General features: G+C 62.7%; 21 protein-coding genes. 10 read left to right on the top strand and 11 right to left on the bottom strand.

What is annotated here, in order from left to right; all coding sequences use genetic code 11:
• Positions 1–249: 249 nt before the first annotated feature.
• Positions 250–1518: a glycosyltransferase gene (locus AC5Y49_RS20680; RefSeq protein ID WP_499890533.1), complete on the bottom strand. Its 1269-nt coding sequence runs from the start codon at positions 1516–1518 to the stop codon at positions 250–252.
• A 176-nt stretch (positions 1519–1694) separates the two neighbouring features.
• Between AC5Y49_RS20680 and AC5Y49_RS20675 the strand changes: the two genes are divergently transcribed.
• Positions 1695–3335: a GMC oxidoreductase gene (locus AC5Y49_RS20675; RefSeq protein ID WP_499890530.1), complete on the top strand. Its 1641-nt coding sequence runs from the start codon at positions 1695–1697 to the stop codon at positions 3333–3335.
• 36 nt (positions 3336–3371) lie between these two features.
• On the opposite strand, the gene AC5Y49_RS20670 is transcribed toward AC5Y49_RS20675, so the two are convergent.
• A complete protein-coding gene (locus AC5Y49_RS20670; protein ID WP_499890574.1) occupies positions 3372–4379 on the bottom strand; it encodes a Gfo/Idh/MocA family protein in 1008 nt (335 codons plus the stop codon).
• A gap of 112 nt (positions 4380–4491) precedes the next feature.
• Positions 4492–5511, bottom strand: a complete 1020-nt coding sequence (locus tag AC5Y49_RS20665) for a Gfo/Idh/MocA family protein (protein WP_499890570.1) — start codon at positions 5509–5511, stop codon at positions 4492–4494.
• A 157-nt stretch (positions 5512–5668) separates the two neighbouring features.
• On the opposite strand from AC5Y49_RS20665, the gene AC5Y49_RS20660 reads away from it, so the two are divergent.
• Positions 5669–6481, top strand: coding sequence for a GAP family protein (locus tag AC5Y49_RS20660; protein WP_499890528.1), 813 nt, complete (start codon positions 5669–5671; stop codon positions 6479–6481).
• Positions 6482–6562: 81 nt separating this feature from the next.
• Here AC5Y49_RS20660 and AC5Y49_RS20655 read toward each other — a convergent pair whose 3' ends face one another.
• Together AC5Y49_RS20655 and AC5Y49_RS20650 are read right to left on the bottom strand one after the other, a co-directional pair.
• Complete coding sequence (locus tag AC5Y49_RS20655; protein ID WP_499890569.1) at positions 6563–7468, bottom strand: sulfotransferase family protein; 906 nt, start codon at positions 7466–7468, stop codon at positions 6563–6565.
• 59 nt (positions 7469–7527) lie between these two features.
• Complete coding sequence (locus AC5Y49_RS20650; RefSeq protein ID WP_499890526.1) at positions 7528–7671, bottom strand: hypothetical protein; 144 nt, start codon at positions 7669–7671, stop codon at positions 7528–7530.
• Between the two features lie 562 nt (positions 7672–8233).
• Here AC5Y49_RS20650 and AC5Y49_RS20645 point away from each other — a divergent pair.
• On the top strand, positions 8234–9556 hold the full coding sequence (locus AC5Y49_RS20645; protein WP_499890524.1) for a hypothetical protein: 1323 nt from the start codon (positions 8234–8236) through the stop codon (positions 9554–9556).
• A gap of 49 nt (positions 9557–9605) precedes the next feature.
• Here the strand turns inward: AC5Y49_RS20645 and AC5Y49_RS20640 are convergent, their stop codons facing one another.
• Positions 9606–9836, bottom strand: coding sequence for an MbtH family protein (locus AC5Y49_RS20640; RefSeq protein ID WP_499890522.1), 231 nt, complete (start codon positions 9834–9836; stop codon positions 9606–9608).
• A gap of 731 nt (positions 9837–10567) precedes the next feature.
• Here AC5Y49_RS20640 and AC5Y49_RS20635 point away from each other — a divergent pair.
• The 5 genes from AC5Y49_RS20635 (at position 10568) to AC5Y49_RS20615 (ending at position 18157) form a co-directional block, all read left to right on the top strand.
• On the top strand, positions 10568–10987 hold the full coding sequence (locus AC5Y49_RS20635) for an MmpS family transport accessory protein (protein ID WP_499890566.1): 420 nt from the start codon (positions 10568–10570) through the stop codon (positions 10985–10987).
• On the top strand, positions 10984–13869 hold the full coding sequence (locus tag AC5Y49_RS20630) for an MMPL/RND family transporter (RefSeq protein ID WP_499890520.1): 2886 nt from the start codon (positions 10984–10986) through the stop codon (positions 13867–13869). The genes AC5Y49_RS20635 and AC5Y49_RS20630 overlap by 4 nt, the downstream gene beginning before the upstream one ends.
• Before the next feature lie 46 nt (positions 13870–13915).
• Entirely contained in the window at positions 13916–16831 is a 2916-nt protein-coding gene (locus AC5Y49_RS20625; RefSeq protein ID WP_499890519.1) for an MMPL/RND family transporter, read from the top strand.
• A 186-nt stretch (positions 16832–17017) separates the two neighbouring features.
• Positions 17018–17353, top strand: a complete 336-nt coding sequence (locus AC5Y49_RS20620; protein ID WP_499890562.1) for a hemophore-related protein — start codon at positions 17018–17020, stop codon at positions 17351–17353.
• 108 nt (positions 17354–17461) lie between these two features.
• Positions 17462–18157 carry a cupin domain-containing protein gene (locus AC5Y49_RS20615; RefSeq protein WP_499890517.1) on the top strand — a complete coding sequence of 232 codons (696 nt, stop codon included), beginning with the start codon at positions 17462–17464 and terminating at the stop codon, positions 18155–18157.
• Between the two features lie 326 nt (positions 18158–18483).
• Here the strand turns inward: AC5Y49_RS20615 and AC5Y49_RS20610 are convergent, their stop codons facing one another.
• Entirely contained in the window at positions 18484–18702 is a 219-nt protein-coding gene (locus AC5Y49_RS20610; protein ID WP_499890514.1) for a type II toxin-antitoxin system CcdA family antitoxin, read from the bottom strand.
• Between the two features lie 101 nt (positions 18703–18803).
• On the opposite strand from AC5Y49_RS20610, the gene AC5Y49_RS20605 reads away from it, so the two are divergent.
• Positions 18804–19016, top strand: a complete 213-nt coding sequence (locus AC5Y49_RS20605) for a dodecin (RefSeq protein ID WP_499890511.1) — start codon at positions 18804–18806, stop codon at positions 19014–19016.
• On the opposite strand, the gene lipL is transcribed toward AC5Y49_RS20605, so the two are convergent.
• The 4 genes from lipL to mutA form a co-directional block, all read right to left on the bottom strand.
• The gene (gene lipL, locus AC5Y49_RS20600) at positions 19013–20278 is read right to left on the bottom strand and encodes an esterase/beta-lactamase LipL (RefSeq protein ID WP_499890509.1); all 1266 of its coding nucleotides are present in this window, start codon (positions 20276–20278) and stop codon (positions 19013–19015) included. The genes AC5Y49_RS20605 and lipL overlap by 4 nt on opposite strands.
• Positions 20279–20330: 52 nt before the next feature.
• Positions 20331–21320: a methylmalonyl Co-A mutase-associated GTPase MeaB gene (meaB, locus tag AC5Y49_RS20595; RefSeq protein ID WP_499890506.1), complete on the bottom strand. Its 990-nt coding sequence runs from the start codon at positions 21318–21320 to the stop codon at positions 20331–20333.
• A gap of 114 nt (positions 21321–21434) precedes the next feature.
• Complete coding sequence (gene scpA / locus AC5Y49_RS20590; protein WP_499890504.1) at positions 21435–23723, bottom strand: methylmalonyl-CoA mutase; 2289 nt, start codon at positions 23721–23723, stop codon at positions 21435–21437.
• Positions 23724–23728: 5 nt separating this feature from the next.
• A complete protein-coding gene (gene mutA / locus AC5Y49_RS20585; protein ID WP_499890500.1) occupies positions 23729–25567 on the bottom strand; it encodes a methylmalonyl-CoA mutase small subunit in 1839 nt (612 codons plus the stop codon).
• Positions 25568–25675: 108 nt separating this feature from the next.
• Here mutA and AC5Y49_RS20580 point away from each other — a divergent pair, with 108 nt between their 5' ends.
• Positions 25676–26434 carry a TVP38/TMEM64 family protein gene (locus tag AC5Y49_RS20580; RefSeq protein ID WP_499890496.1) on the top strand — a complete coding sequence of 253 codons (759 nt, stop codon included), beginning with the start codon at positions 25676–25678 and terminating at the stop codon, positions 26432–26434.
• The last annotated feature ends 60 nt before the right edge of the window (positions 26435–26494 follow it).

Raw genomic sequence — 26494 nt, 5'->3', positions numbered from 1 at the left:
AGTTGCCCGCCCGAGATCGAACGCGGCCTGGTCAACCAGATCGAGTACGTTGTCCACTTTCGTACCCTACTTCGTGCCGTGTGCCGGCAGGCCGGTTCCACCCTGAAATAGCGCCGAAATGGCAACGCGTTATTAGAGTGATTGCTGGTACTTGTCAGCAAGCATTTTGGGCCAAATTAAACGAATTCGCGTTCCAGCCGCTCTGACACGGGCCGTCACCAAATCAATGCGGCAGCCCACTTTCTCCGATCAGCCCACATGCCGCAAACGGGCGGCACGTTCCACAAGATCAGCGGCGGCCGCAACGCTTTCGGCGGCTTTACTCATCTGGGTGGCGATCTCGCGAGCCCGGGTGGCATAGTCCGGGGCGAGGACGGTGCGCAAGTCCGCGATCAGTGATTCCTGGTTAGTGCTCGAAAGACGCCGGGCGACACCCACGTTCAGCCGTTTGACCCGAGACCCCCAGAGCGTTTGATCGAGGTCCGTCGACAGGATCAACGTAGGGACCCCGGCGCGCAGGCCTATCGCCGTGGTGCCCGTGCCACCGTGGTGGACGACCACGCGGCAAGCCGGAAAGATAGCCGCATAGTTCACCGTGCCCACCATCTTGACGTGCTCGAAATGGGGAACGCCACTGAAGTCGGTCCCGGCAGAGCAAACCAACGCCCGCTCGCCCAACTGCGTGCACGCCGCGCTGATCATCGCGACCGTGTCGGCGGGTGATTCGACAGGAATGCTGCCAAAGCCGAAGAAAATCGGCGGTGATCCCGCGGCAATCCACGAGGTGACCTCCTCATCGGCATCGGTTGGCAACTCCATCGTCAGCGCCCCGATAAAAGGACGTCGCTCATCGAATTTCGCCCATTCGGCTGCTAGCCCGGGGAAGCACACCTCGTCGTAAGCTTGGATTTCCAACGATCCACGTTCGGCGATCCGTCGCGTCCAAGGGCGAGTTGCCTTTGGTAGCCCCAATTCGCGGCGCTGCACATCCTCGAACTTCTTCTCCACGCGCCAACCCAGCCAGTCGAACGTCGTCATTACAGAGCGACCCAACGACGCCGGCAGGAATGGCAGGAGCCGGCTGCTGGGCCGCACGGGAAAATAATGCAGCGTGGCCAACGGAATGTCGTAATACTCGGCGACGTTGGCAGCGGCGCCCTCGAAATTCAGACTGGTGATTAGCAGATCGGCCCCGTCCGCCAACGACTTCAGCGTGGTGCTGATCTCCGTCCAGTACCGGGTAACGGGCTCCCAAACTTCGCGCCGCAACCTGATCAGCTCATGGATTCTCCAGGGCTTGCTGAAGAATTGCGTCCAGAACTTGCGATGGTCGTCCAAAATGCTATGCACATCCGGACCGGTGGCAACCGCCGCAAGCCCAGCCGATTCGGCGAAGCCAACCAGATCGGGCGGGACGGCCATGAGCACGTCGTGCCCCCTGCGCAGCAACTCACGGCCTACCGTGACGCAAGGTTCGACATCGCCGCGAGTTCCAAAGCTTGCCAGCACGAATTTCAATGTGGTTCGGGCCTTTCACTTCCAGTGCCCGTAGGCATTCTCAAGGGTATCGGTCATGTTCGGGTTTCTTTCACATGCGGCAAGGGGAAGCTCGGTCTGCCTGTGGCAGTGGGTGGTAGGTTCGTGATTCGCCCACACTGGGCAAAGCTTGGCCATCGCCCCTGAGGAGCTCCTTTTTGGTTGACGGCGACCTGACCGCGCGTGAGGCGGAACGCGTTGAGTGGGACGCGATTGTGGTGGGCACCGGCATGGGGGGCGGGATGCTGGGCTATTCGCTGTCCCGGTCAGGCCGCAGGGTGCTGTTCGTCGAGAAGGGCCGCTCAACTCTGCCGGGCGTTCCCGGGATTATCCGCGCTTCGATGCCGGAATTGGCCGAGCCGCTGGCGGGCCGTTCCGCCGAGGCCTACTACGACGCCCTGTCCCGGGCCGGACGTTCAATCGACGAGGTCGAAGACATCAGTGGGCGCTTCTCGCGGCGGTTCGTGCCGTTCCTCGGCAGCGGGACGGGAGGGTCGTCGGGCCTCTATGGCATGGTCTGCGAGCGCTTTTTCGTGCGCGATTTCACTCCGCGTCAAAATTTCCGCGACCCGGGCGGTTCAACCGTGCCAGATGCCTGGCCGATCAGCTACGACCAGCTGCGGCCCTGGTACGCAGCAGCGGAGAAGCAGCTGGGAGTTCGCGGCCAACCCGATCCCCTACGGCCGGAGGCAGCGGAGGTCGGCCTGCCCGCGGCGCCGCCGTTTTCGGCCGACAACGAACCGCTAGTCGACTATCTGACCGGCCGCGGACTGCATCCCTACCACCTGCCGATGGCCTGTGATTACACCGATGGTTGTTCCACCTGTCAGGGCTATCTGTGCCACCAGTCCTGCAAAAACGACGCCGCTCGCAATTGCTTGCTACCGGCCATTGCCGAGCACGGCGCGCACCTGTTGGCCGAATGCCGGGCCGTGCGCCTGGAAGCAGACGGCAGGCAGGTCCGCCAGGTGATTTGCGAGAGTGCGTCCGGCACGTTGGCCCTGAACGGCAAGGTGGTGATACTGGCCGCCGGTGCACTGGCCACCCCGCTGCTGTTGCTCAATTCACGGTCGGGTGATTGGCCACGCGGATTGGCCAATGGCTCAGACTTGGTGGGGCGCAACCTGATGCGCCATCTAATCGATTTGATCGAAATCTGGCCCCAACCCGATTGCAACATCACGGCCCAAAATAAGGAGATCGGGCTGAACGATTTCTACTTTTGGGAGGGCGAGAAATACGGCACCGTGCAGTCATTTGGCTCGATGCTGCCCATCGAGGTGTTGAGCACCGGCCCGGGATGGCGGGCGAAGGCGTTGCGCATGATGAGTCCAGCGGTTCGCTGGGGCTATGAGCGGTTCTTCAACGGCGGCCTGGTATTGGCATCGATCACCGAAGATCTGCCCTATCTGGACAACTGCGTCCTGCCATCCGACCGGCCCAGCTTGAATGGCCGCCAGCGGCTGCGGCTTCAGTATCGTCTGCACGCCAGTGAGATCGAGCGCCGCAAAGTGTTTATGCGGCAGTTGAAAGAGGTGCTCCAGCCGTTTCGCAAAGTCACGTTGCGGGATGGCGAAAACAATGCTTCCGTGGGCCATGTCTGCGGCACGTGCCGCTTCGGTATCGACCCCAAAACCAGCGTGCTTGACCCACACAACCGGGCGCACGAGATGGACAACCTCTATGTGGTGGACACCTCGTTCTTTCCTTCGAGCACTGGTTTGAATCCCAGTTTGACGGTCGCGGCCAACGCCTTGCGGGTGGCCGAGCACGTGAACCAGGTGCATTTCACCAGCTGATTGCCCGAACTGCCAACTGAGCCAACGGATCAGCGTTCAGGCTGGCTTGCGCAGCGGCAGTCCGGCAGCGCGATAAATCGCGTCGATGACGGTCATGTTCTCGACCGCGTCTTCTGGTGTCGTCTTCACCGGTTCGCCGCGCAGCACCGCCGCGGCGAACGCGTCAAGCTGATACGCGTAGGAAGCGCGCCGCGGGAAGCGCTCCACCCGCTTGCCATCGGCTGAACGGACCGACAGCCGATGGAAAACGTGCGGTAACACCGGATTGAGCACACGCAGCTCGCCGCGGTCGCCAATGACCTTGGCGCTCACCCGCAGCAGATCCGACGACCACATCGAGCAGCGAACCCGGCCGGTGTGTCCGCTCGCGAACCGCAGCTCGGCCTTCATAGCCCGGTCCACCTCAGAGCCGCGCAATTTCGCCTGTGCTGAAACGACTTCCGGGGTCGAGCCGCTAAACGTGCGGGTCATGTGAACTGCATAGCTTCCGGCATCCATCATCGCCCCACCGGCAAGGGAGTAGTTGTAGCGAATGTCAGCGAATCTCGGCAACGGAAAGCACAAGGCCGCCTCTACCCGCTCCAGTGTGCCCAACTCGCCAGAGGCGACGATCTCCTCCGCACGCAAAGTCAACGGGTGGTAGCGGTAATGGAATGCCTCCATAACAACCCGGCCCGACTTCGCGGCCAGTTCGGCGATCTCAGTAGCTTCGGCGGCATTGGCAGTAAACGGCTTCTCACACAGCACGTGCTTGCCCGCAACAAGCGCAGCCCGAGTCCACCTGCCGTGCAGGCCGTTCGGCAGCGGGATGTAGACACCGTCCAGAGCCGGATCGGTGACCAGCGCCTCGTAGCTGTCATGCACCCGGGCGATGCCATGTTTGGCGGCAAAGGCTTGACCACGAGACGCATCACGTGCGGCAACCGCGGACACCACCACCTCGGCGCTTTCCCGGGCCGGGTTGATGAGCGCCAACGGTGCTATGCGGGCTGCGCCCAAAATCCCGATTCGCACCGAGGCCCCGCGTTCAGGCACGGACCCGATGCTAGCAGGCAATTCGGGTCGAACCGCTTTGCCTGCCGGCGGTCGACGGTTTTTCGCCGCAGACCACAAGAACTGTGACCCGAAACTGCCAACTGAGCTAAGGGATCAGCGTTCAGGCCGGCTCGCGCAACGGCAGGCCCGCAGCGCGATAGATCGCATCGATGACGGTCATGTTCTCGACCGCGTCTTCTGGCGTCGTCTTCACCGGTTCGCCGCGCAGCACCGACGCAGCGAAAGCATCAAGCTGATACGCGTAGGAGGCGCGCTTCGAAAAGCGCTCCACCCGCTTGCCGTCGGCTGTGCGGACTGTGAGCCGACGGAGAACCTGCGGTACAGCCGGATTGATCACACGCAACTCACCGCGGTCGCCAACCACTTTGGCGCTCACCCGCACCAGATTCGACGACCACACTGCGCAGCGGAGCCGACCGGTGTGCCCACCGGCAAACCGCAACTCGGCCGTCATGGCCCGGTCCACCGCAGGACCGTGTAATTTCGCTTGGGCTGAAACGACTTCCGGGGTCGAGCCGCCATACGCGCGGACCATGTCAACTGCATAGCTTCCGGCGTCCATCATCGCCCCGCCGGCAAGAGAGTAGTTATAGAGGTTGACGTTGTTGGACTTGCGCAGCAAAACGCACATGGAGACATCCACCCGCTCCAGTGTGCCCAGCTCTCCCGAAGCGATGATCTCCTCGACACGCACAGTCAACGGGTGGTAGCGGTAATGCAGTGCCTCTACCACAACTCGGTCCGACTTCGCGGCCAATTCGGCGATCTCACGAGCCTCGGCGGCATTGGCAGTAAACGGCTTCTCACACAGCACGTGCTTGCCCGCAACAAGCGCTGCCCGAGTCCACCTGCCGTGCAGGCCGTTCGGCAGCGGGATGTAGACAGCGTCCAGGTCTGGATCGGCCACCAGAGCCTCGTAGCTGGCGTGCACCCGGGCGATACCGTGCTCAGCGGCGAAGGCTTGAGCATCGGCCAAATGGGATCCATCGCGTGCCGCCACCGCCGACACCACAACATCGGCGTTTTCCCGGGCGGGGTTGATGAGGGTCAGCGGTGCGAAGCGAGCTGCGCCCACAATGCCGATCCGTACCCGACCGTCGCGTCCAAACACGGACGGGATGCTAACACTTGGCCCGAGCCACTGGTCGTACGGTGCGTGGGCCCTGCTCTCACTTTCGCAACAGAATCTTGCGCCGGCTGTCCAGGCCAACCGGGGGACCGTCAAAAAGAGCGAACACACAAGAACCGCACAAACCGACAAGGTAGTGTCTCCGGCCATGTGGGGCTCACTGCTTGGGGTGGCGCTGCTGATGGCGTTCAATCCGGCGCTTCTCGGCCTCATCCTCCTCTTGATCTCCCGGTCACGGCCGGTGCAAAACCTGCTCGCCTACTGGGCGGGCTGCGTGGTAATGAACGTTCCCATCCTGCTGGCTCCGCTATTGGTGCTGCACTCAACACCGACGTTCACCTCTTTTTCGCATGATTTGGCCACCCCGACCACGGCCGCGAGTTCCACGGTCCGGCACATCCAATTCGGCATGGGTGTGCTCGTGCTGGCGATCGCCGCGGTATTGGCAGTGCGCTTCTTCGCGCGTCGACGAGCGCAGGTGCCGGCACGGAGCAGAAACAGCTCGACCCTGGTGTTGGATTCGGATACGCCGGACCCAACCTCGCCTTCGTCGCCGTTTGGCCGCGCGGGTGATGCAACGACGGAGGGCGCCTCGCCAATCCGACGGCTGCTGGCCCGCCTCCAAAGCGCGTGGGACAGTGGATCCTTATGGGTCGCATTCGTACTCGGCATGGCGCTGTTGCCGGGGCCCTACCTGGTGATATTTATCGACACTACGATCGTGACCTCGGGGGTTCCGCTCGGCGCGCAGGTCGTAGCGGTCATCGGGTTCGTCATCGCGATGCTTGGGGTGATCGAGATCACGCTCATCAGCTACCTGATCACGCCAGTCAAAACCCAAGCAGTACTGCGACCGGTACACGAATGGGCGCTGGCCCACCGTCAGCAGATCCTGCTAGGCATCTTTGCAGTGGTTGGCGTCGCGCTGGTAACCCAGAGCTTGGGCATCGGCGTCCGCTGACCTAGTGGCTGAGAGCCGGGCTGCTTGTGCGGCGGCTCCTTCAGGGCTGCACGCGGTTCGAGACGGTGTAAGCCTCAGCGATTAGGCCCAAGTCCCGCTGCGGCGGTGAGCTATCGCGCGGGCGGAGCGGATCAGCTTCTGGATGGACGGTCCAAGGAACCTGCTGTTGTCGCGGCCGCGGAAATCCTCGAACACCCCTCGGAACTTGTGCTCGTTCAATCGATACGCACCGTAAACACGCTCCAGGGCAGACCCATCCAGGGGCTCATCCCGCGCGGCTTCACGCAGCGCTTCGTAGACCGTGGAAATCCAGTCTGTGCCAAGAACTTCGGTCACCGGACCGTCGTGTTGTTGGCGCCGAAGATCCGGTTTGAGAAACTCGTCGACTGCGCCAGCATCCGGGAGGCTGAGATCGATCGCAAGCGCCGCGGAAATCCGCGTTACTTCCCGGCGCCAGTCGTCGAGAAGGTTGGCGTACTCTACGAACACGCGCGGAAGGCCACGGGTTTCTCTCTCGGCCAGCAAATTGTATTTCAGCCACACGGCACTCGCGAGCTCCGCCGGGGTTCGAATAGCCGCCGCGATCGACGCAATGACCTCTTGCGGGTGACGCAACGCAACCAAAGCGGCGATGTCGAATCCGGCCAGGCGGGCCGCCTCAAACCACATGCCGGACAGTAGCGTTATCCGAGGTTCCTTGAGGACCACGAGCGGCACGTCCGGCAGTGTGGTGAAAAACTCCCCAATCTCGGCGACGCAACGGGCGTACTCTTCCGCATCGAACGCACCTTCGTCCTGTAGGTGCATGGCCGGGTCGTACCAGGCGCTGGCGTTGCGGTGCAAGATTTTGTCGTTGAGATGCAGGGCTGCGCGCGGCTCCCAATAGCCCGCCGGATTGATTGCGTCGGCACCCAACACCCCGGCCGGGAGCTCACCCCCGCACAGCGAGAGAACGCGCGCGATCGCCGACGTTCCGGACCGGCCCATGCCCAACACGAACAGAACGACTGGGCGGCCTGCAGTCCCGCGCGGCGCGTCGGCGCCCGTCACGAGCACAACTCCGCGCCCAATGCCGCATGCGGCGTGAGGCAGCGGTGCTCCGCCATAAGATCCTCCGGCGACAGGTCGGCCCAGTGCGCTCGATACACCTGTTCGAAGGACTTCGCGGTTGTGCGTGGGCTCTGGCTCATGGCAAGAGACTAGACGACGCCCCCAGCGCTATTCGCCATCGACCGCCAAGTCGTCCCACAAGGTCCGCGGACGGCGTGCCAACCCCGCGCTGTCAACGCGGTCATCGAGACAACCCGTGTTACGACTCTGGCCGATAGGAGCTGCGGATCCGGGTGGATCGGCCGGGAGTTGCTGCCGGGCAAGGCTATCTACATCTACTCACCGAAAATCTGGACGGTGACATCGATTTCATTGCTGCGGGTTACCCGAGGCGATTCGACACCGAACTGAGTCTCGGCCTCCGGCGTCGTCGACCATGGCCTGACTCTCCGCGACATCTCAGCCTAGCTGGAGTACCACATCGGCTAGTCTCAGCTGATGAATTGGGCCGATCCCAGCAAGGCGCATGCCGTTCCGCGCAGCGTGACCCGCCGTGACCAGGTGTACGCCACACGGGGAATCACGAGCGAATCCCATGTCATCGGAGGCTGACCAGTGCCACTCCGGAAACGTTCTGCACGCGCCTCGTTTGACAATCGCGAATCCAATAGTGATGCATCGCCAGACAATCGGCTCGCGTTCATGGACCACGGCTTGTTCGCGGGGCAGCGCGCCGCCGGTCAGGAGTTAGTCATCCAGGGCTTGTGGGTTTATGAGCACCCTGTCGACCTGGATGGCCTGCGGCGTTTTCACCACAATCTCGGTTACGGGTTGCTCGGACGGCGCATCGAACGTTCGCCCCTGCCGTTCGCGCGGCATCGGTGGGTCGCACACCGGGGGCCGTCGGACATCGATATCGCCGACTGCGCGCGTCCACGCGCTGAACTCAGTGACTGGGCAGATGACCGCGCGCACATGTCTGCGGACCCGGAATTGGGGCCGGGCTGGCATCTGGGCGTCCTTCCGCTTACGGATGGCTCGACCGCCGTCAGCCTGGTGGTTTCTCACTACCTGGTCGACGGCCTCGGCCTCGGCGTCGCCGTATTGGATGCGGTCTTGGGCAACAAGCGCGACCTTGGCTACCCACCACCGCGTTCGCGTACTCGACGACGTGCGGTGGCACAGGATGCTCGCCAAACAGCGCAGGACGCACCTGAGATTGCCCGAGCCGTTGTCGTTGCGGCGAAAACGGCTCGAGAACAAGCCCGCCGCCGGCGCGACAGTGCCCAACCACCGGGATCGCGACCGGCTGCCCTGCCGATCGAGAACGGCGATGACATTGTCCGCGTGCCGGGTATCACGATCTACGTCGACCTCAACGATTGGGATGCACGCGCGAAGGCCCTTGGCGGAACTAGTAATGCGCTTGCCGCCGCGTTGGCTGTCAAACTCGCCGAGCGACTGGGGCGCCGACGTGCCAGTGACGGCGCCGTCACGTTGCTACTCCCGGCGAGCGACCGCACCGAGGGCGATCAGCGTGCCAACGCGGTATCGCTTGCCCGCGTCAGCGTCGACCCGACGCCGGTAACGACGGATCTGCATGACATCCGCGCTGCCGTCAAGCACGCGCTGGAGACTTCAAGGGAGACTCCAGATGAGTCGTCGCAGCTGCTCTGGCTGATGGCGTTGATGCCCAAGCGGGCGTTGAAACGGATGGCCGACGCGGCGCCCGCCGACCCTGATCTCCCGTTGTTGTCTTCTTATCTCGGCGACCTCGGCTCGATGCTGCGCCCCGATGGCACCGATGCCGAGTACGGCACCGCACGAGGGGTTTGGCAACACGTAACGCGACAGCGGCTTGAGCGCATGGGCGGCCAAATGAGGGTGCAGTCGTGGCGCATCAGCGGCAAGCTGGGCATGACGGTCGTCGCCTACCAACCGGGTGCCGAGAACACCAAGCCCGCTTTGCGTGAACTAGCTGCGCGCACGCTGGCTGAGTTCGACCTGACCGGCGAGATCGACTAACGCGTTGCCGATAGCCCTATCCAAGGCCTAGACGACTGCGGAAACGGCCTTAGTTATCAGAATCCTGGGCCGCCGCCAGCCTGTCACGCAGACTCTTCGGCCGGATGTCAGGCCAGTTCTGTTCGATGTACTCCAGGCACGCAGCGCGGTCCGCTTCGCCGTAAACCACCCGCCAGCCAGCTGGAACGTCGGCGAAGGTTGGCCACAGGCTGTGTTGCTCCTCGTCGTTGACCAAGACGAAAAAGCTGCCGTTTTCGTCGTCGAACGGATTGACGCTCACCGAATCTCCATACCTCTTAGTCATACGAGTGGTACCGGTTCCAGACCATAGTGGTGGCCGACAGGTCCGTCCGGGATTTCGACGAAGTCCCTGATGTGACTTACGGGCGGGACTCCCGGCACAGATTAGCAACCGGTGCGCGGCACACTGCGACGGGCTCGGGACCTCTATCTTTACGTTCGCACGCGATTGCCTGGGTGCTGCACGGCCGGTAACGCACGTGACGTGATTTGCGGCGTGGAGGGGAGCCTCTGTACCGTGCCGTTACGCACACGGCATGCATTACGATCCGATATCGATTGAGCAACAGCCGATATGGAGGCTACCGGCATGGTTTACTCACCGAGATCGGGTCGTGTCAAGTTTGGGTCGTGTTCTGGGAAGTGTCGCAAGTTTGAGGTGACCGCCGCGCGATTATCCTGCGATGGCCACCGCATTCGCTGTACTGTCGGCTGGTCTATCACGGCCGGTGTGTAAAGGGCATGTTCGAACCGACGGACATGCGCGGGGAGTTAAACAGCGGAAGGTTGGGTGCAGTGGTCGAACGCGGTGGGCGCGCCGTTGCGGAAGCATGGTCGGAGGTCGCCGATCCTGGTCACCCAGACGTTAGCCAACAGTCTGGCCGTCGGTCCGGCCGGTTCGGGCGGCGTCGCCAGTCTTCAACTGAACTTCCAACGCGGGCTCAACCTCGACGGAATCGCCGGAATCGAGGGCGTGCGATCCTCAGGGTCCTGCGACAACTGTGGATTCCGCTGGTCATTGTGGCAGTGATCGTTGCCGGCGGGTTCACCGTTTCGCGCCTGCATGGGATCTTCGGCTCTGAGAAACGTACGTCGTATGCCGACACCAGAGCTGGTGAGTCTAAACCGTTCAACCCCAAGCGACTCACCTACGAGGTCTTCGGGCCGCCCGGGACGGTGGCCTCAATCAGCTACTTCGACGCCAATGGTGACCCGCAGCGCATCGAAGGGGTGCACTTGCCGTGGTCACTCGAATTCCCAATTACCGCGGCGGCGGGAATCGGAAATGTCACGGCCCAGGGTGACGGTGCCAGCATCGGCTGCCGCATCACGGTGGACAATGAGGTCAAATCCGAAAGAGTTTCGCACGAAGTGAATGCATTCACCTTCTGCCTGCTGAAGGCCGCATGACCACCGAGCGCACGGGATACGAGCCGGCCGCTCAGCCTCGCATACCGCGCACAATCCATCGATTTTCGGTGCCCATCATTTTGGCGTGGGTGGGTATCGCCATCATCGTGGGTATTGCCCTCCCCCCGTTGGAACAGGTCGCAAAAGAGCATTCAGTGTCGCTGAACCCCAGCGACGCGCCGTCGTTTCAGGCGATGACGCGCATGAATGACGACTTTAAGCAATCGACATCCGATAGTGCGGCGATGATCGTGTTGGAGGGGAAAGAACCCCTCGGCGACGAGGCCCACAAATATTACGACCATTTGATTCGCCAGTTGAAAGACGACCCGGAACATATCCGGCACATTCAGGACTTCTGGGGTGACCCGCTCACCCGGGGCGCCGCGCAAAGCTCCGACGGCAAAGCCGCATATGTGCAGGTGAACTTGGCCGGTCTGCCGGCGACGACATTGGCCGACAATTCACTCGAAGCCCTCCAAAACATCGTCGCGCGCACACCGGCGCCGCAGGGCGTCAAGGCATATGTCACCGGGCCCGCGGCGATCGTTGCGGATATGGGCCATAGCGGTAACCGGACGGTCATCTTAATTACGTTGGTGAGCGCGGCCGTGATCTTCGGGACGCTGTTCATCGTTTATCGTTCAATTCTTACCGTCATTCTTTTGCTGGTTACGGTCGGACTTGAATTGCAGGTGGCCCGGGGACTCGTCGCATTCCTCGGCAACGTGGGCATGGTCGGCCTTACGACCTTCGCCGTCAATCTGTTGGTATCCATTGGGATCGCTGCCGGAACCGACTACGGGATCTTCTTCATCGGGCGATATCAAGAGGCACGTCAGGCCGGCGAAGATCGGGAAGCGGCGTACTACACCACCTATCACGGGACCGCCAAAGTTGTCTTGGCCTCCGGCGTGACGATCGCCGGCGCGCTTTTCTGCCTCAGCTTTACCCGGTTGCCCTGGTTCCAGGCGCTGGGTGTCCCGTGTGCGGTCGGGGTGCTCGTCGCGGTCGCGGTCGCTCTCACCCTTGTTCCGGCGGTCATCAACGTCGGGAGTCGTTTCGGTGTGTTCGACCCCAAGCGGCCGCTTTCCCATCATGGATGGCGACGCATTGGCACGGCGATTGTTCGGTGGCCAGGACCCATCCTCGTCGCATCGTTAGCGGTCGCGCTTATCGGGCTGTTGACGCTGCCGGGGTACAGCCCCAGCTACAACGACATGGATTACATCCCCAAAAACATCCCCAGCCAGGAGGGGATCGCGGCCGCGAAGCGACATTTCCCCGAGTCGGCCATGATGGCGCCGGAGATGCTGTTGGTCGAGAGCGATCACGATTTGCGCAATCCGGCCGATGCTCTCGTACTGAATAAGCTGGCGAAGGGCGTCCTCGCGGTGCCGGGCGTTTCCAGGGTTCAGTCGGTCACTCGACCCGAGGGAACTCCGATCAACCACACGTCGATACCGTATATGCTCAGCATGCAAAACGCGGGTCAGCTTTCGGTCATGGGTTTCCAGAAAGATCGCATGCATGACATCCTCAAGCAGGCTGATGACCTCGCCGCAACGATCAGCATCATGCAGCGGATGTATGACCTGATGCAGCAGCTTGTCGGTACGACGCATCACATGGTCGCCTCAACACATGAGATGCGGGACATCACGCAGGATCTCCGGGATCACATCTCGGACTTCGAGGATTTCATCAGACCGATCCGCAGCTACTTCTATTGGGAGAAGCACTGCTACGACATCCCCATCTGCTGGGCGATACGATCGGTATTCGATTCCATTGACGGCGTCGACGAGCTCAACGACAAGCTCGACCTTTTGGTCGAAGACCTCGATCATCTCGACCTGCTCATGCCGCAACTGGTCGCACAATTCCCATCGATGATCGCGACCATGCAGAGCATGCGGACCATGATGCTGACCATGCACAGCACCATGTCCGGGATGCTCGGCCAGATGGACGAGGTGGGCGATAACGCCACCGCCATGGGGAAGGCGTTCGACGCATCCAAAAACGACGATTCGTTCTACCTCCCTCCGGAGGTGTTCAAGAATGAAGACTTCAAACGAGTCATGGACGTCTTCATCTCCCCGGACGGAAAAGCTACTCGTCTGCTCGTTTCCCAACGCGACGATCCAGCGTCGCCGCAGGGCGTAGCGCGAGTCGATGAGATAAAGACCGCTGCCGAGGAAGCGCTCAAGGGAACGCCGCTGGAACACGCCAAAATCTACCTCACCGGCACCTCAGCGATGACGAAGGACCTGGTGGACGGCTCCAAGTTCGACCTCATGATTGCCGGCGTCGCCGCGGTCTGCCTCATTTTCATCATCATGCTGCTCATGACGCGAAGTTTTATCGCCGCACTGGTAATCGTGGGCACAGTACTGCTTTCGCTGGGCGCATCCTTCGGGCTATCCGTGCTGGTCTGGCAACATTTGCTGCACACTCAAATCCACTGGGCCGTGCTCGCGATGTCTGTGCTCGTCCTTTTGGCGGTCGGTTCCGACTACAACTTGCTGTTGGTATCCCGGATGAAAGAGGAAATACACGCCGGGATAAAAACAGGCATTATTCGCGCAATGGGCGGTACCGGCAAGGTCGTGACCAACGCGGGCCTGGTGTTCGCATTCACCATGGGGTCGATGATCGTCAGCGATCTGGTCATCATCGGTCAGCTCGGTACGACGATCGCGATGGGTCTGCTGTTCGACACACTGATTGTGCGGGCATTCATGACGCCATCCATCGCCGCGCTGCTGGGGCGCTGGTTCTGGTGGCCGCAACAAGTGCGTCCACGACCCGCCAGTACGTTACTTCGGCCGTCGGGGCCCCGTCCGCTGGTGCGTGCCTTGCTGAGACAGCCGCAGTGAGTGGCGACATCCAGGTGAGGACGGAGCCCGGGATGATGAGCGCCGCATGAGCACCGAACACCCTAAGAGCCCTTTCGTACCGCGGGCCATCCGCAGGTTTTCGCTGCTGGTCATCCTGGGGTGGGTGGCGCTGACGCTCCTTGTGACGTTTGCCGTTCCGTCGCTGGAACGCGTGGGCGAAGAGCACTCCGTACCGCTGGCTCCGCAGGACGCGCCGGCGGTCCAGGCCATGAAGCAGATGGGCAAGGACTTCCAAGAATCCGATTCGGACAGTTTCGCGATGATCGTGCTGGAAGGCCAGCAGCCGCTCGGCGAGGATGCCCACCTCTACTACGACGGATTGGTTCGCGACTTACGTGACGACCCGACGCACGTCCAGCACGTGCAAGATTTGTGGGGTGATCGGCTTACCGCGGCCGGCGCGCAAAGCGACGACCGCAAGGCCGCGTATGTGCAGTTGAATCTGGCCGGAAACCAAGGCACAACCCTGGGCCAAGAATCCATAGCTGCGGTCCGGGATATCTTGCACCGGACAGCGCCGCCAGCCGGGATCAAGGCCTATCTCACCGGTCCGGCGGCGCTCGTCACCGATATGCAGCACAGCGGTAATAGATCCATTGTGAAGATGACCGTAATAACCGTTGCGATCATCTTCACGATGCTGCTTCTTGTTTACCGCTCGGCCATCACCGTGGTGCTGTTGCTGGTCATGGTCGGCATCGAACTCGGGGCGGCTCGGGGTATCGTCGCATTTCTCGGCAACAGCAACATCCTTGTTCTTTCGACTTTTGCCATTAACCTACTGGTGGCCCTCGGTATCGCGGTCGGAACCGACTACGGCATATTCTTCTTCGGTCGGTATCACGAGGCGCGTCAGTCCGGTCAGGACCCAGAAACGGCCTACTACACCACCTATCGGGGAGTAGCTCCCGTTGTCTTGGCCTCCGGTTTAACGATCGCCGGCGCAATCTTGTGCCTGAGCTTTACCCGAATGCCCATCTTCCAGACAATCGGCATCCCCTGTGCAATCGGCATGGTGGTTGCGGTTGCGGTCGCGCTCACCCTGGTACCGGCGGTTCTGGCGCTCGGCAGTGGATTTGGACTATTCGACCCCAAGCGCAGAGTCGGTGTCCGGCGATGGCGCCGACTCGGCACGGCGATTGTCCGCTGGCCCGCGCCCATTCTCACCGCGACGATAGCAATCGCGCTGGTCGGACTACTGACCCTGCCCGGTTACAAGACCAGCTACAACGACCGGAACTACATACCTCAGGATATCCCCGCCAATGAAGGGTATGCGGCTGCCGACCGCCATTTCTCCCAATCGCGCATGATGCCCGAAATTCTGATGATCGAATCAGATCACGACATGCGCAATCCGGCTGATTTCCTCATCCTCCACAAATTGGCCAAGGGGATCTTCCACGTTCCCGGCGTCTCGCTGGTACAGGGTATAACCCGGCCCGAGGGAGCACCGATAGAACACACGTCAATCCCGTTCATGATCAGCATGCAAAACGCGAGCCGACAGCAAGTCATGCAGTATATGAAGGCCCGTATTGATGACATGCTTAAGCAGGCCGACATATTGGCCACTCAAGTCGCGACGATGCAGCGCCTGTACGAATTGCAGAAGCAAATCACCGACAATACTCTTCACACGATCGGTGTGACACGTGAAATGGAGACCGTCACCAGCGAGCTGCGGGACCATATCGCGGATTTCGAGGACTTCTTCAGGCCGATCAAGAGCTTCTTATTCTGGGAAAAGCACTGCACAAATATCCCGTTGTGCTACGCAATCAGAACCGTCTTCGAGAGCGTCGATGGTGTCGATCTGGCGGCCGACAATCTTTCGATTGTGGTTCAGGATCTGGGACAGCTCGAAAAGCTGTTGCCGCAGCTCCTTGAAAACTTCCCCCAACTTATCGCGACTGCGCAGCGCGCGCGCACGATGCTACTGACGATGCACAGCACCATGTCGGGGCTGTTCAAGGCGATGGACGAATCGAGCGAGAACGCGACCGCCATGGGGCAGGCGTTCGACGCGGCCAAGAACGACGACACCTTCTGGCTGCCCCCGGAGGTGTTCGAGAACAAAGACTTCCAGCGAGCGATGAGCTCCTTCCTGTCCCCGGATGGGAAAGCGGCTCGATTCATCATCTCCCATAAGGGCGATCCCGCCACGCCCGAGGGCATCGCGCGTATCGCTAAGATCAGGACGGCCGCCGAGGAGGCGCTGAAGGCGACACCGCTGGAGGACTCCAAGATCTATCTCGCCGGAACCGCATCGACCTTCAAGGACTTCCACGACGGGGCAAAATATGACTTGTGGATCGCAGGCGTCGGTGCGCTCTGCCTGATTTTCATCATCATGCTCATCATCACACGTAGCTTTATTGCCGCACTAGCGATCGTGGGCACGGTGGCACTTTCGCTCGGCGCATCGTTTGGCTTGTCTGTGCTGATTTGGCAGTACATTCTCGGCATTCAATTGCACTGGATGGTACTTCCGATGTCGGTGATCGTGCTATTGGCGGTGGGGTCTGACTATAACCTGCTGCTCGTATCCCGGATGAAAGAGGAAATAGCCAGCGGTATCAATACTGGCATCATTCGGGCAATGGGCGGCACCGGCAAGGTTGTGACCAACGCAGGCCTGGTGTTCGCCATCACGATGGCCTCGATGGCGGTCAGTGATCTGCGGATCATCGGTCAGGTCGGTACCACCATCGGCCTGGGCCTGCTGTTCGACACCTTGGTGGTCCGAGCGTTCATGACACCGTCTATTGCCGCGCTGCTCGGACGTTGGTTCTGGTGGCCGCAGGTGGTTCGCCCGCGCCCGGCAAGCCTCATGCTTCGGTCTCGGGCAGCGCGCCCTGTGACACGGTCATTGATGCTTCAGGACGACTACCGCGACGACGAGGCGGTCACAGACGTCTTCCCGAGGACGACCGTCTAGGTTGGCGCTCGCCACGTATACTTTCGGTTGGTAAGGTCTGCTAAGTGCTGACCGCCGGCCGATTGTGGTCCCCGTCCTCGGCGTGGTGGGCGGTTTGGGGGGCTACGAAAAGTTCGGGCAGAATGTGAACTGGACGGTTAGAGTCGGTGCAATCAGGGCGCAATCAATGGGAGGAAGCCACACATGATCAAACTGTCGTTGACCAGATCCGCTATCGCCGCTGGCGGTCTGGCACTGGCGTTGACTGCTGGGGCGGGGGTCGCGTCTGCGGATCCCGATCTGGATGTTTTCGTCAATACCACCTGCACGTACGATCAAGCGGCAGCAGCGCTCAACGCGCAGGATCCAGCAACTGCGGCGCAATTCAACAGTAATCCGCAGCTGCAGAGTCAGGTGCGGATGTTCCTTGCCGCGCCGCCGAACCAGCGCTTGAAGTACGCCAAGATGGTTCAGAACTCGCCGCAGGCTCAGCAGTACATTCCCCTTCTCACCCAAGTCTTCAGCACCTGCAATAACTACTGAGCGGCGCTGACGATTTCAGCGATGACGCGACGTCCCGATCCGGGGCGTCGCGTCATTCGTTGGAGCTAAGGATCCGCCAAGGTAGTTCGCGCCCCATAGCATGGGGATATGCCAATCAATAGACGGGTCATGCTGGGAAGCGCCGGCTTGGCCGGTGCCGCAGCAGTCGGCGGGGTTGGTGTCGACCGCGCACTGTCCGGCAATGCCCCCAGCTACCGCGAAGGACCCACGGACGATTCGATGACCGATGACCCTGCCCGGTTCGGTGATCCGCGGATTCCCGCCGAACTGAACACCTCGCAATCGCACTTGTTTCGGTTGGGTGCCCTGTCCCCCACCACATTTGACGGCGGCTTTCTGCGCCAGGCCCACGAGGAAAATTTCCCGATCCTCACCGGGCAGCAGGCCAGCGTCGTTTTTGTGACGCTGCAGCCCGGAGGCATCCGGGAACCCCACTGGCATCCCAGCGCATGGGAAATCAGCGTGATCATCAGCGGGGTTGCCACCTGGACCCTGCTCGATCCGCTCGGACACACCGAAACCTTCGACGCCCAGCCCGGCGACGTGATTTTCGCGCCGCAAGGCTCGCTGCACTACTTCGAGAACAAGGGCAACGATGACCTGAATCTCATCATCGTCTTCAACGCCAGCACCCAAGAAGGTAAAGACGACATTGGGATCGGCGCCTCGATCAGCAATCTTCCACCCGAGGTCCTCGCCACTGTCTTCGGCGTTCCTGCAACGACTTTCACGGCATTCAAGAAGATCGATAAGTCGATTACCATCACCCGGCGGAGTTTTTGACGTCTGGGCGTATGGCACTTGAGCTTGTGGGTAGCTCGTCGCCAGTCTCCGGTCAGTCGTTGTCAGAGGTACGCGCAGCTGCTCGGCGAACTCTACGTACAGCGCATCGAGCAGACTGTGAGTGTTGCGCCTCGACCATGCACCCTCGATCAGGTTGTGCACTAGGTGCCGCGTAAACGGAGCACGTCGCAAGACGCCGAGAATGCTCGATACATCGTTGTCGGTCAGTCGGCCCGCGCGACAAAGCCGGCCGGCCGCGGAGAAGACCTCCGCATCAAAATGCGCGGGGACGTGAACGGCAGTGCCCTGCAGTGGAGTCTTCGCGGTCACCCACCGAACTCGTCGCGCGCGCCGGTGAGAGCAGCGATAGCGGCATCATGGTCGACCGAGCGGCTGAGGACGGGCAGGCTGTCCAACCAGGCTGACAACGATGTCCGCTCGAGTTCTTCCGAAATCGCCGCCTGCGTCAGGGCCGATACGTTCAGGCCGCGCGTGCGAGCTTGTTCGGCCAGCTCATCGGGCACATAGACATTCAACCTAGCCATACACACTAGATTGCCAGTTGTGCCTCGTTGTGACCAATGAACATCCGCCTCGGGCCGGTGCTGGCTACGCTGCAAGCCCGACCGAAAAATAGGGGAAGCCGATGAGCAATCACACCTACCGCGTGATCGAGATCGTCGGAACTTCATCTGAGAGCGTCGACGCTGCGATCCGCAACGGACTGGCCCGCGCAGCGGAGACCACCCACAACCTCGACTGGTTTGAGGTGCAGTCGGTGCGCGGCCACCTCGAGAATGGAGCCGTCGCGCACTATCAGGTGACGATGAAAGTCGGCTTCCGGCTCGAAGACGCCTAGCCCGCAACAGCTCCGGGCTCTGAGAAGGGCGCCCCGAAGTCTGTTACCCGCTCGAACCCGTTTTTGCGGGCCGCAGCGGCGCCGCGCCGCAGCATGGTGCCCGTCGCGACGAACCCGGCGTGATCCACCACCACAAACGGCGACAGCAGCCGGTTGTGCACGAACGCGAATGCCAAGCCGCTCGCCGGATCGGCCCATCCGATCGAGCCGCCCAGTCCGGCGTGGCCGAAGCCTGGCATCAGATTGAACGGAACCTGGTGATATCCGAGGTGAAAACCCAGCGGCACAAAGATGTTCCGGTCTGGACGCAGACTCGGCCGACCGGTGAGGCCGGCCACCAACTCGCGGGACAGGAACCGAGTGCCGTCGATCTCGCCGCCGTTGGCGATCGCCCCGTACATCTTCGCCAGGGCACGCGCAGTCACCACTCCGTTCACCGCTGGCAGCTCGCCGTCGAGGAACGGAATCTCGCCCTGCACAACAGCTCTCATTCCCGGGAAATACATGGCGCCGAATCCGGCCGACATCTGCAGCGCGGCGATCCGGGGGGCCACCACGTTGAACAGCGGGTTGGGGATGGAGCTTTGCGGCGTAATGATCTGCGCGGAACGCGTCGGTGCGTCGGCCGGAGGCCGGCCCAAGTGCAGGCCGTCAGTATTCAGCGGCTCGGCCAACTCCTGGCGGAACAGTTCGCGCATGCCCTTGCCGGTGACCGCCCGGGCCAGCCCCGACATCAGCCAACCGTAAGTCAGCGCGTGATACGCAGGTTTGCCCAGGAGCTTCCCGGCCGGCGCCGCTGCCATCCGCTCTTCCATCACCGCGTGATCCAGCAAGTCTTGTGTACTGGCGCCGTGCAGTGCTGACAAGCCGGCCCGGTGCTGCATGACCTGACGAACGGTGATATCGGCCTTACCGTTGGCGCCGAACTCCGGCCAGTACTCGGCAACGGGAGCGTCGTAGGCGATCAGGCCCCGGTCGGCCAATCGGTGGATGACGGTGGAGGCCATGCCCTTGGTTGCCGAGAACACCATCGGAGCGGTATCCGCTGTCCATGGCACCCGTCCGCGCCGGTCCGCGCACCCGGTCCACACATCGACGACCGGCTCGCCGTCGAGATACACCGCCAGTGCCCCGCCACCGAATCGGCCCCCAGGGAACATGCTGGCAAAGCTGCGGACCGCGCAGGCAAAGTGTGGATCAGCGGCTCCGTGTACCCGGCGCGGAAGTACCGACCGCCGGTTGCCCACGACTTCGAGCCTCACATCTTCGAATTTACCGACGGCATCCGCAAACAAGACTGAAGTTACCTTTCCGTTAGCCTGATGCAACCTTGAGTATTTGCTGAGCGGCCAACGCGGGGGTTAGTTCCCCGGCGATGACCTGGCGCTCCACCTCGGCGCGGATCTTGCGGACCGCCGGGTTGGCCAACACCCGGTCCAGCACCGTGTCGCGGACCATCTGCCAGGTCCAGTCGACCTGCTGGGCGCGACGGCGCGCATCGAACTCGCCGGCGTCCGTCAGCACCTGCCGATGACGTTCGACCGTGTGCCACAGCTCAGGCAGGCCGGTTCCCTCCAACGCGCTCATCGTGAGAACCGGCGGTCGCCAGAGCGTCTCGCGCGGATAGATCAACCGGATCGCCCCGGACAGCTCGCGTGCGGCGGATCGAGCCTCGGGCAGATGTTCGCCGTCGGCCTTGTTCACCACGACGATGTCGGCCAGCTCCAGCACACCTTTCTTGATGCCCTGCAACTGATCCCCGGTGCGGGCCAACGTCAAGAAGACGAAGGTATCGACCATGTGGGCGACCGCTACTTCGGATTGGCCGACTCCGACCGTCTCGATCAGGATCACGTCGAACCCGGCGGCCTCCAGCAACACAATGGTTTCCCGGGTGGCCTTGGCTACCCCGCCCAGGGTGCCCGAGGTCGGCGACGGTCGGATGTAGGCGTCGGGATGCACAGCCAGCCGCGCCATCCGAGTCTTGTCGCCGAGGATCGATCCGCCGGTGCGGGTCGATGACGGATCCACCGCCAGTACCGCCACCCGATGACCCTGCCCGATCAAATACATGCCGAGCGCCTCGATCGCCGTCGACTTGCCTACCCCGGGGACCCCGGTGATGCCGACGTGGTGGGCTCTTCCGGCTTCCGGCATCAGCGCCAGCAGCAGTTGTTGCGCCTGGTCGCGGTGGTCGGCCCGGGTGGATTCCACCAGCGTGATGGCCCGCGGCAGGGCCGCACGATCGCCGCTGCGGACAGCGGCGGCGAGTTCGTCGACGCTGTCGCCGTTCTCGGTTGTCACGTCGTCCGCTCGTTGAGCGCGCCGAGCGTAACGCCACCGCGAAAAAGTGAGCGACTTTTCGCCGTGGCGTTACGCTCGCGGCAAAAATGTGGCACGAAAACTCCCGCCATTGAGTTAGAGGGTGTACCCCAGCCGCTCGGCCAGCTTGTGCAGCAAGCCGGTCGCGGCGTCGGCGATGACGGTTCCGGGCGGGAAAATGGCGGTGGCTCCGGCGGCGTAGAGCTCGTCGAAGTCGCCCGGCGGGATGACGCCGCCTACCACGATCATGATGTCGGGCCGGCCTACTTCGGCCAGCGCATCCCGCAACGCCGGCACCAGCGTCAAATGACCGGCCGCTAGCGACGACACCCCGATGACGTGCACGTCGTTGTCGGCGGCCTGGCGGGCCACCTCGTCCGGAGTTGAGAACAACGAACCCACGTCGACGTCAAATCCGATGTCGGCGAACGCCGTTGCGATCACCTTCTGTCCGCGGTCGTGGCCGTCCTGGCCCATCTTTGCCACCAGGATGCGCGGGCGTCGACCGTCCGCCTCGGCGAACTTCTCCACCAGCTCGGTGGCTTTGGAAAGCGGGGTAATGTCTCCGTCTCCTCCCGCCTCGTCGCGGTAAACCCCGGCGATGGTACGGATCTCGGCCTGGTGGCGTCCGTACACCTTTTCCAGCGCATCGGAGATCTCCCCGACGGTGGCCTTGGCCCGGGCCGCGTTGATCGCCAGCGCCATCAGGTTATTGCCCAGCCCGTCCTCGCCGGCAGTCCCGTGCTCGCCGGCGGCGCGGCTGAGCTCGGCCAGCGCATGCTCGACGGCGCCCTGGTCCCGATTTGCCCGCAGCTCCTGCAGTTTGGCGAGTTGCTCGCTACGCACCCGGCTATTCTCGACCTTGAGCACCTCGATCTCGTGGTCCTCGTCGACCTGGTACTTGTTGACGCCGATCACCGGCTGCCGCCCAGAATCGATACGCGCCTGCGTGCGCGCTGCAGCCTCCTCGATACGCAGCTTGGGAATGCCATCGTCGATGGCCTGAGCCATACCGCCATGCTCTTGCACCTCGGCGATGTGCGCACGGGCGCGTTGGGCCAACTGGTAGGTCAGCCACTCGACGTAATACGAGCCGGCCCAGGGGTCGATCGGCCGGGTGGTTCCCGACTCCTGTTGGAGAACCAACTGGGTATTGCGGGCGATGCGGGCGGAAAAATCGGTGGGCAGGGCCAACGCCTCGTCGAGCGCATTGGTGTGCAGCGATTGGGTGTGCCCCTGGGTGGCGGCCATCGCCTCGATGCAGGTGCGGGCGACGTTGTTGAACGCGTCCTGGGCGGTCAACGACCAGCCTGACGTCTGCGAATGTGTGCGCAATGACAGCGATTTCGGGTTCTTCGGGTTGAATTGAGCGACGAGTTCGCTCCACAGCAGCCGGCCGGCGCGCAGTTTGGCGACTTCCATGAAGAAGTTCATCCCGATGCCCCAGAAGAACGACAGCCGCGGCGCGAACTGGTCGATACTGAGGCCAGCGTCCAGCCCGGCTTTGATGTAGTCCACCCCATCGGCCAGCGTGTAGGCCAATTCCAAATCGGCTGTGGCGCCCGCTTCTTGGATGTGGTAGCCGGAAATCGAGATCGAGTTGAACTTGGGCATCTTCGCGCTGGTGTAGCCGAAGATGTCGGAGATGATCCGCATCGACGGCTTGGGCGGATAGATGTAGGTGTTGCGCACCATGAATTCTTTGAGGATGTCGTTCTGAATGGTGCCGGCCAGCTTTTCCGGCGGCACCCCCTGCTCCTCGGCGGCCACCACATAGAGCGCAAGGATCGGCAGCACCGCGCCGTTCATCGTCATCGACACGCTGACCGCAGAGAGGTCGATCCCGTCGAACAGCTGCCGCATGTCGAGGATGGAATCGATTGCCACACCGGCCATTCCGACATCGCCCTGCACCCGCGGATGGTCGGAGTCGTAGCCGCGGTGAGTGGCCAAATCGAACGCCACCGACAGGCCCTTCTGGCCGGCGGCCAGGTTGCGGCGATAAAAGGCGTTGGAATCTGCGGCGGTGGAGAAGCCGGCGTACTGCCGGATGGTCCACGGCTGATTGACATACATCGTCGGATAGGGCCCGCGCACATACGGCGGTTCGCCGGGGAAACTGTCCAGCGGGTAGCCCTCGGCAACCGCCGCGTCACGGTCAGCAGCGATGTAAACCGGTTTGACCACGATGCCTTCCGGCGTGTGCCAATCCAACTGGTCCGGGGTATACCCGTGCGCCGATGCGGCGGCGGCGACATGCTCGGTGACCGCTGCTTCGGTGGCAGGCTCGGCGGCACGCTCGCCGTGCAACGGAACGTCGGCAAAGCTACCGACAGCGGAAGCGGTTTCGGGAGCCGGCCGGCCGGCGACATCGTGGACGGTCATGGTGGCTAGGCTCCCAACCGGGTCAGCAGATTCGACAAAGCCTCGACGGCATCGATCTTGGCGGTCAGGTAGTCATCGGGTCGGTGTTGGGCCTCCCCCATGGCCTTTTCCGGCCCAGCCAGATAGACCCGCGCTACCCCGGCGCTACGTGCGGCCTCGACGGCCCCCTCGGCCTCGGCCGCGTAGCGCTTGTCGGTGCCGCAAATGATCGCCAACGACGGAGAACCGTTGGCGGACACGGCCTGAGCGATGCCGGCGGCGTCGAGCGGGCCTGGGTTGACCGCTTCGATACCGCCGGACGCCAACAGGTTAGCCGCGAAGGTGGTTCGGATGTTGTGCTCGGCCAGCGGCCCCAGCGGCAGCAACAGCACCCGGGGGCGCTCTTCGGTGCGTTCCAGGTAAGCATCCGAACGGTTCCGCAACGCCTCGAACGCCGCTGCGTATCGTTTGATAGCCACTGATGAATCTGATTGCGGCAACGGTGGTTCGGTCAGGTTCGGGTATTCATTGACGCCGGTGATGGCGGTGCGCCGGTGCGCAATGTCGTCGGCGCGGCGCCCGGCGATCTCGGCGATCTGATCGGCTACATAGTCGCGGGCATCGACGAATCCACCGCGATGCTCGACGGCTTGGAAATGTTGCCACGCCTGCTGCGCCAACTGCTCGGTGAGGTCCTCGACGAACCACGACCCGCCGGCTGGGTCCAGTACCCGCCCGATGTGTGACTCTTCGAGCAGCAGCAATTGGGTGTTACGCGCGATGCGCCGCGAGAAGCTCGTCGCCATGCCCGGGAAGCCGCCGGGGATGGCCACGTCGAACGGCAGCACCAGCACGGTGTCGGCTCCACCGACGCCCGCACCGAACGCGGCAAGGGTGGTGCGCAGCATGTTCACCCATGGATCGCGCTGAGTCATCATCGGTAGCGATGTCTCGGCGTGGATGGTGGCCGCTCCGGCCGCTGGAGCGCCGGTAACCTCGGCGACTCGCGCCCAGAGTTGGCGGGCGGCACGGAATTTGGCGGTCGTCATGAATTGGTCGTCATCGGCTGCGAACCGGAAACTGATTTGCGGCAGCGCTTTTGCGACCGATAGACCCGACTTTTCGAGTGCCCGCAGATATGCCACCGCCGCGGCGATGCCGCCGGCCAGTTCCCAGGCTGCGTTGGCACCCAGGTTGTGGAACGCCGGGCCGTCGACAGTGATCGTCCGTACGCCCTGGCTGTCAGTGACCCGCTTGGCGAGCGCGACCACCTCGTCGAGTGATGCGGATGCCCGTCCGCTTAGCGGGGCGGTCAGCGGGTCGGCACCCAGGTCGATGGAAAGCGTCGGCGGTTTGTCCGATTGGGCAGCCAACCTCAGCAGACGATCAGCAGCGGTGGCGTAGTCCGCGCCGGCATCGAGGATTATCGGCGCCAATTCGAGGTACACCCCGGCGAGCAACTGCTCGAGCTGGTCGGGCGGTACACCGTCCTGGCCGACACGCAGTAACAGCGCGCTGGCCCCATCGGTGAGCGCGGCCAGCACAGCGGCGTTGCCGTCGGCGCCATTGGCAGGGAACGCCTCGACGACCTTCCAGCCCGAATTGACATCGCGCAGCGCGTCGCCGCCGCGGAGATAGGGCCATTCGCCAGGCAGAGACGCTTCCGGCAGCGCATCGAACGCGGTGTACAGCGGCCGGATGGCGAAGCCCTCATACGTCGGGGTGTCCAACTGCCGCTCCGGCTCGGCGCCGAACTCCTCGGCGTCGCGCCGCATGCTCTTGGCCAGCACCCCTGCCACCGCCGTGCGCCATTTCGCCCGGCCCTGTCCGAGGTCGGCGGGCTCGGCAGACACATCGAGAGACACCGGTGGCTCCTGTTGTTGCCCCTCCGCGGGGGTTGTCACTTGATAACCAGGCTAATTGATACCGATCGGCCCCCGGGAACCGAGGGCAACCGCCCGTAGTCTTGAGCTGTGACGGCTCGCGCGACCAGCAAAATCGTTGACGTGCTGCGCGGCGTGGCTTCCTCGGTCGTCGCCACTGCGCGGCAGGTGCCCAGACGACGGATCGTCGTGATCGCGACGGCAGTAGCCGGCTTGGTGGCGGTGGCATTGTTGGTGCCGCTGCCCACGGCGGTGCAGCTGCGCGACTGGGCGACGTCCGTTGGTCCGTGGTTCCCGCTGGCGTTTCTGGCCGCCCACATCGTGGTGACGGTATTGCCGTTTCCGCGGACCGCCTTCACCCTGGCCGCCGGGCTGTTGTTCGGGCCGGCGCTGGGGGTGGCGATCGCGGTAGTGGCCAGTACGGCCAGTGCAGTGATTGCGTTGGCGTTGGTGCGCGCAGCCGGTTGGCACCTGAGCCGTCTGGTGCGTCATCAGGCCGTCGAAACGCTGGATGCCCGCCTGCGCGAGCGCGGCTGGGTGGCGGTGGTATCACTGCGGTTGATTCCCGCGGTGCCGTTCTCGGTGCTTAACTACGCCGTCAGCGCGTCGGCGGTGCGGGTGATGCCGTACACGCTGGCGACGCTTGCGGGTTTGTTTCCCGGGACCGCCGCGGTCGTGATCCTGGGCGACGCGCTCACCGGCCACCTCAGCCCACTGCTGTTTTTGGTGTCGCTGTGCACAGGCTTGGTCGGCGCGGCGCTGTTGAGCTACGAGGTACGCCACCATCGGCGGCATCACTCCGCGTCTGGCGCCGAGCAAAAGACTTGTGCCTCAACCAAAGCGCGCTGAATTCGGCGGCTCAGGAATGACTGGGCCGTAGCGCGAGCTCCGCGAATTTTCTCTATGTAT

Source organism: Mycobacterium sp. NGS62 (genome assembly GCF_059812285.1).
Note: the sequence above shows the minus strand (reverse complement) of the source record. Positions and strands in the feature narration are given on the sequence as shown.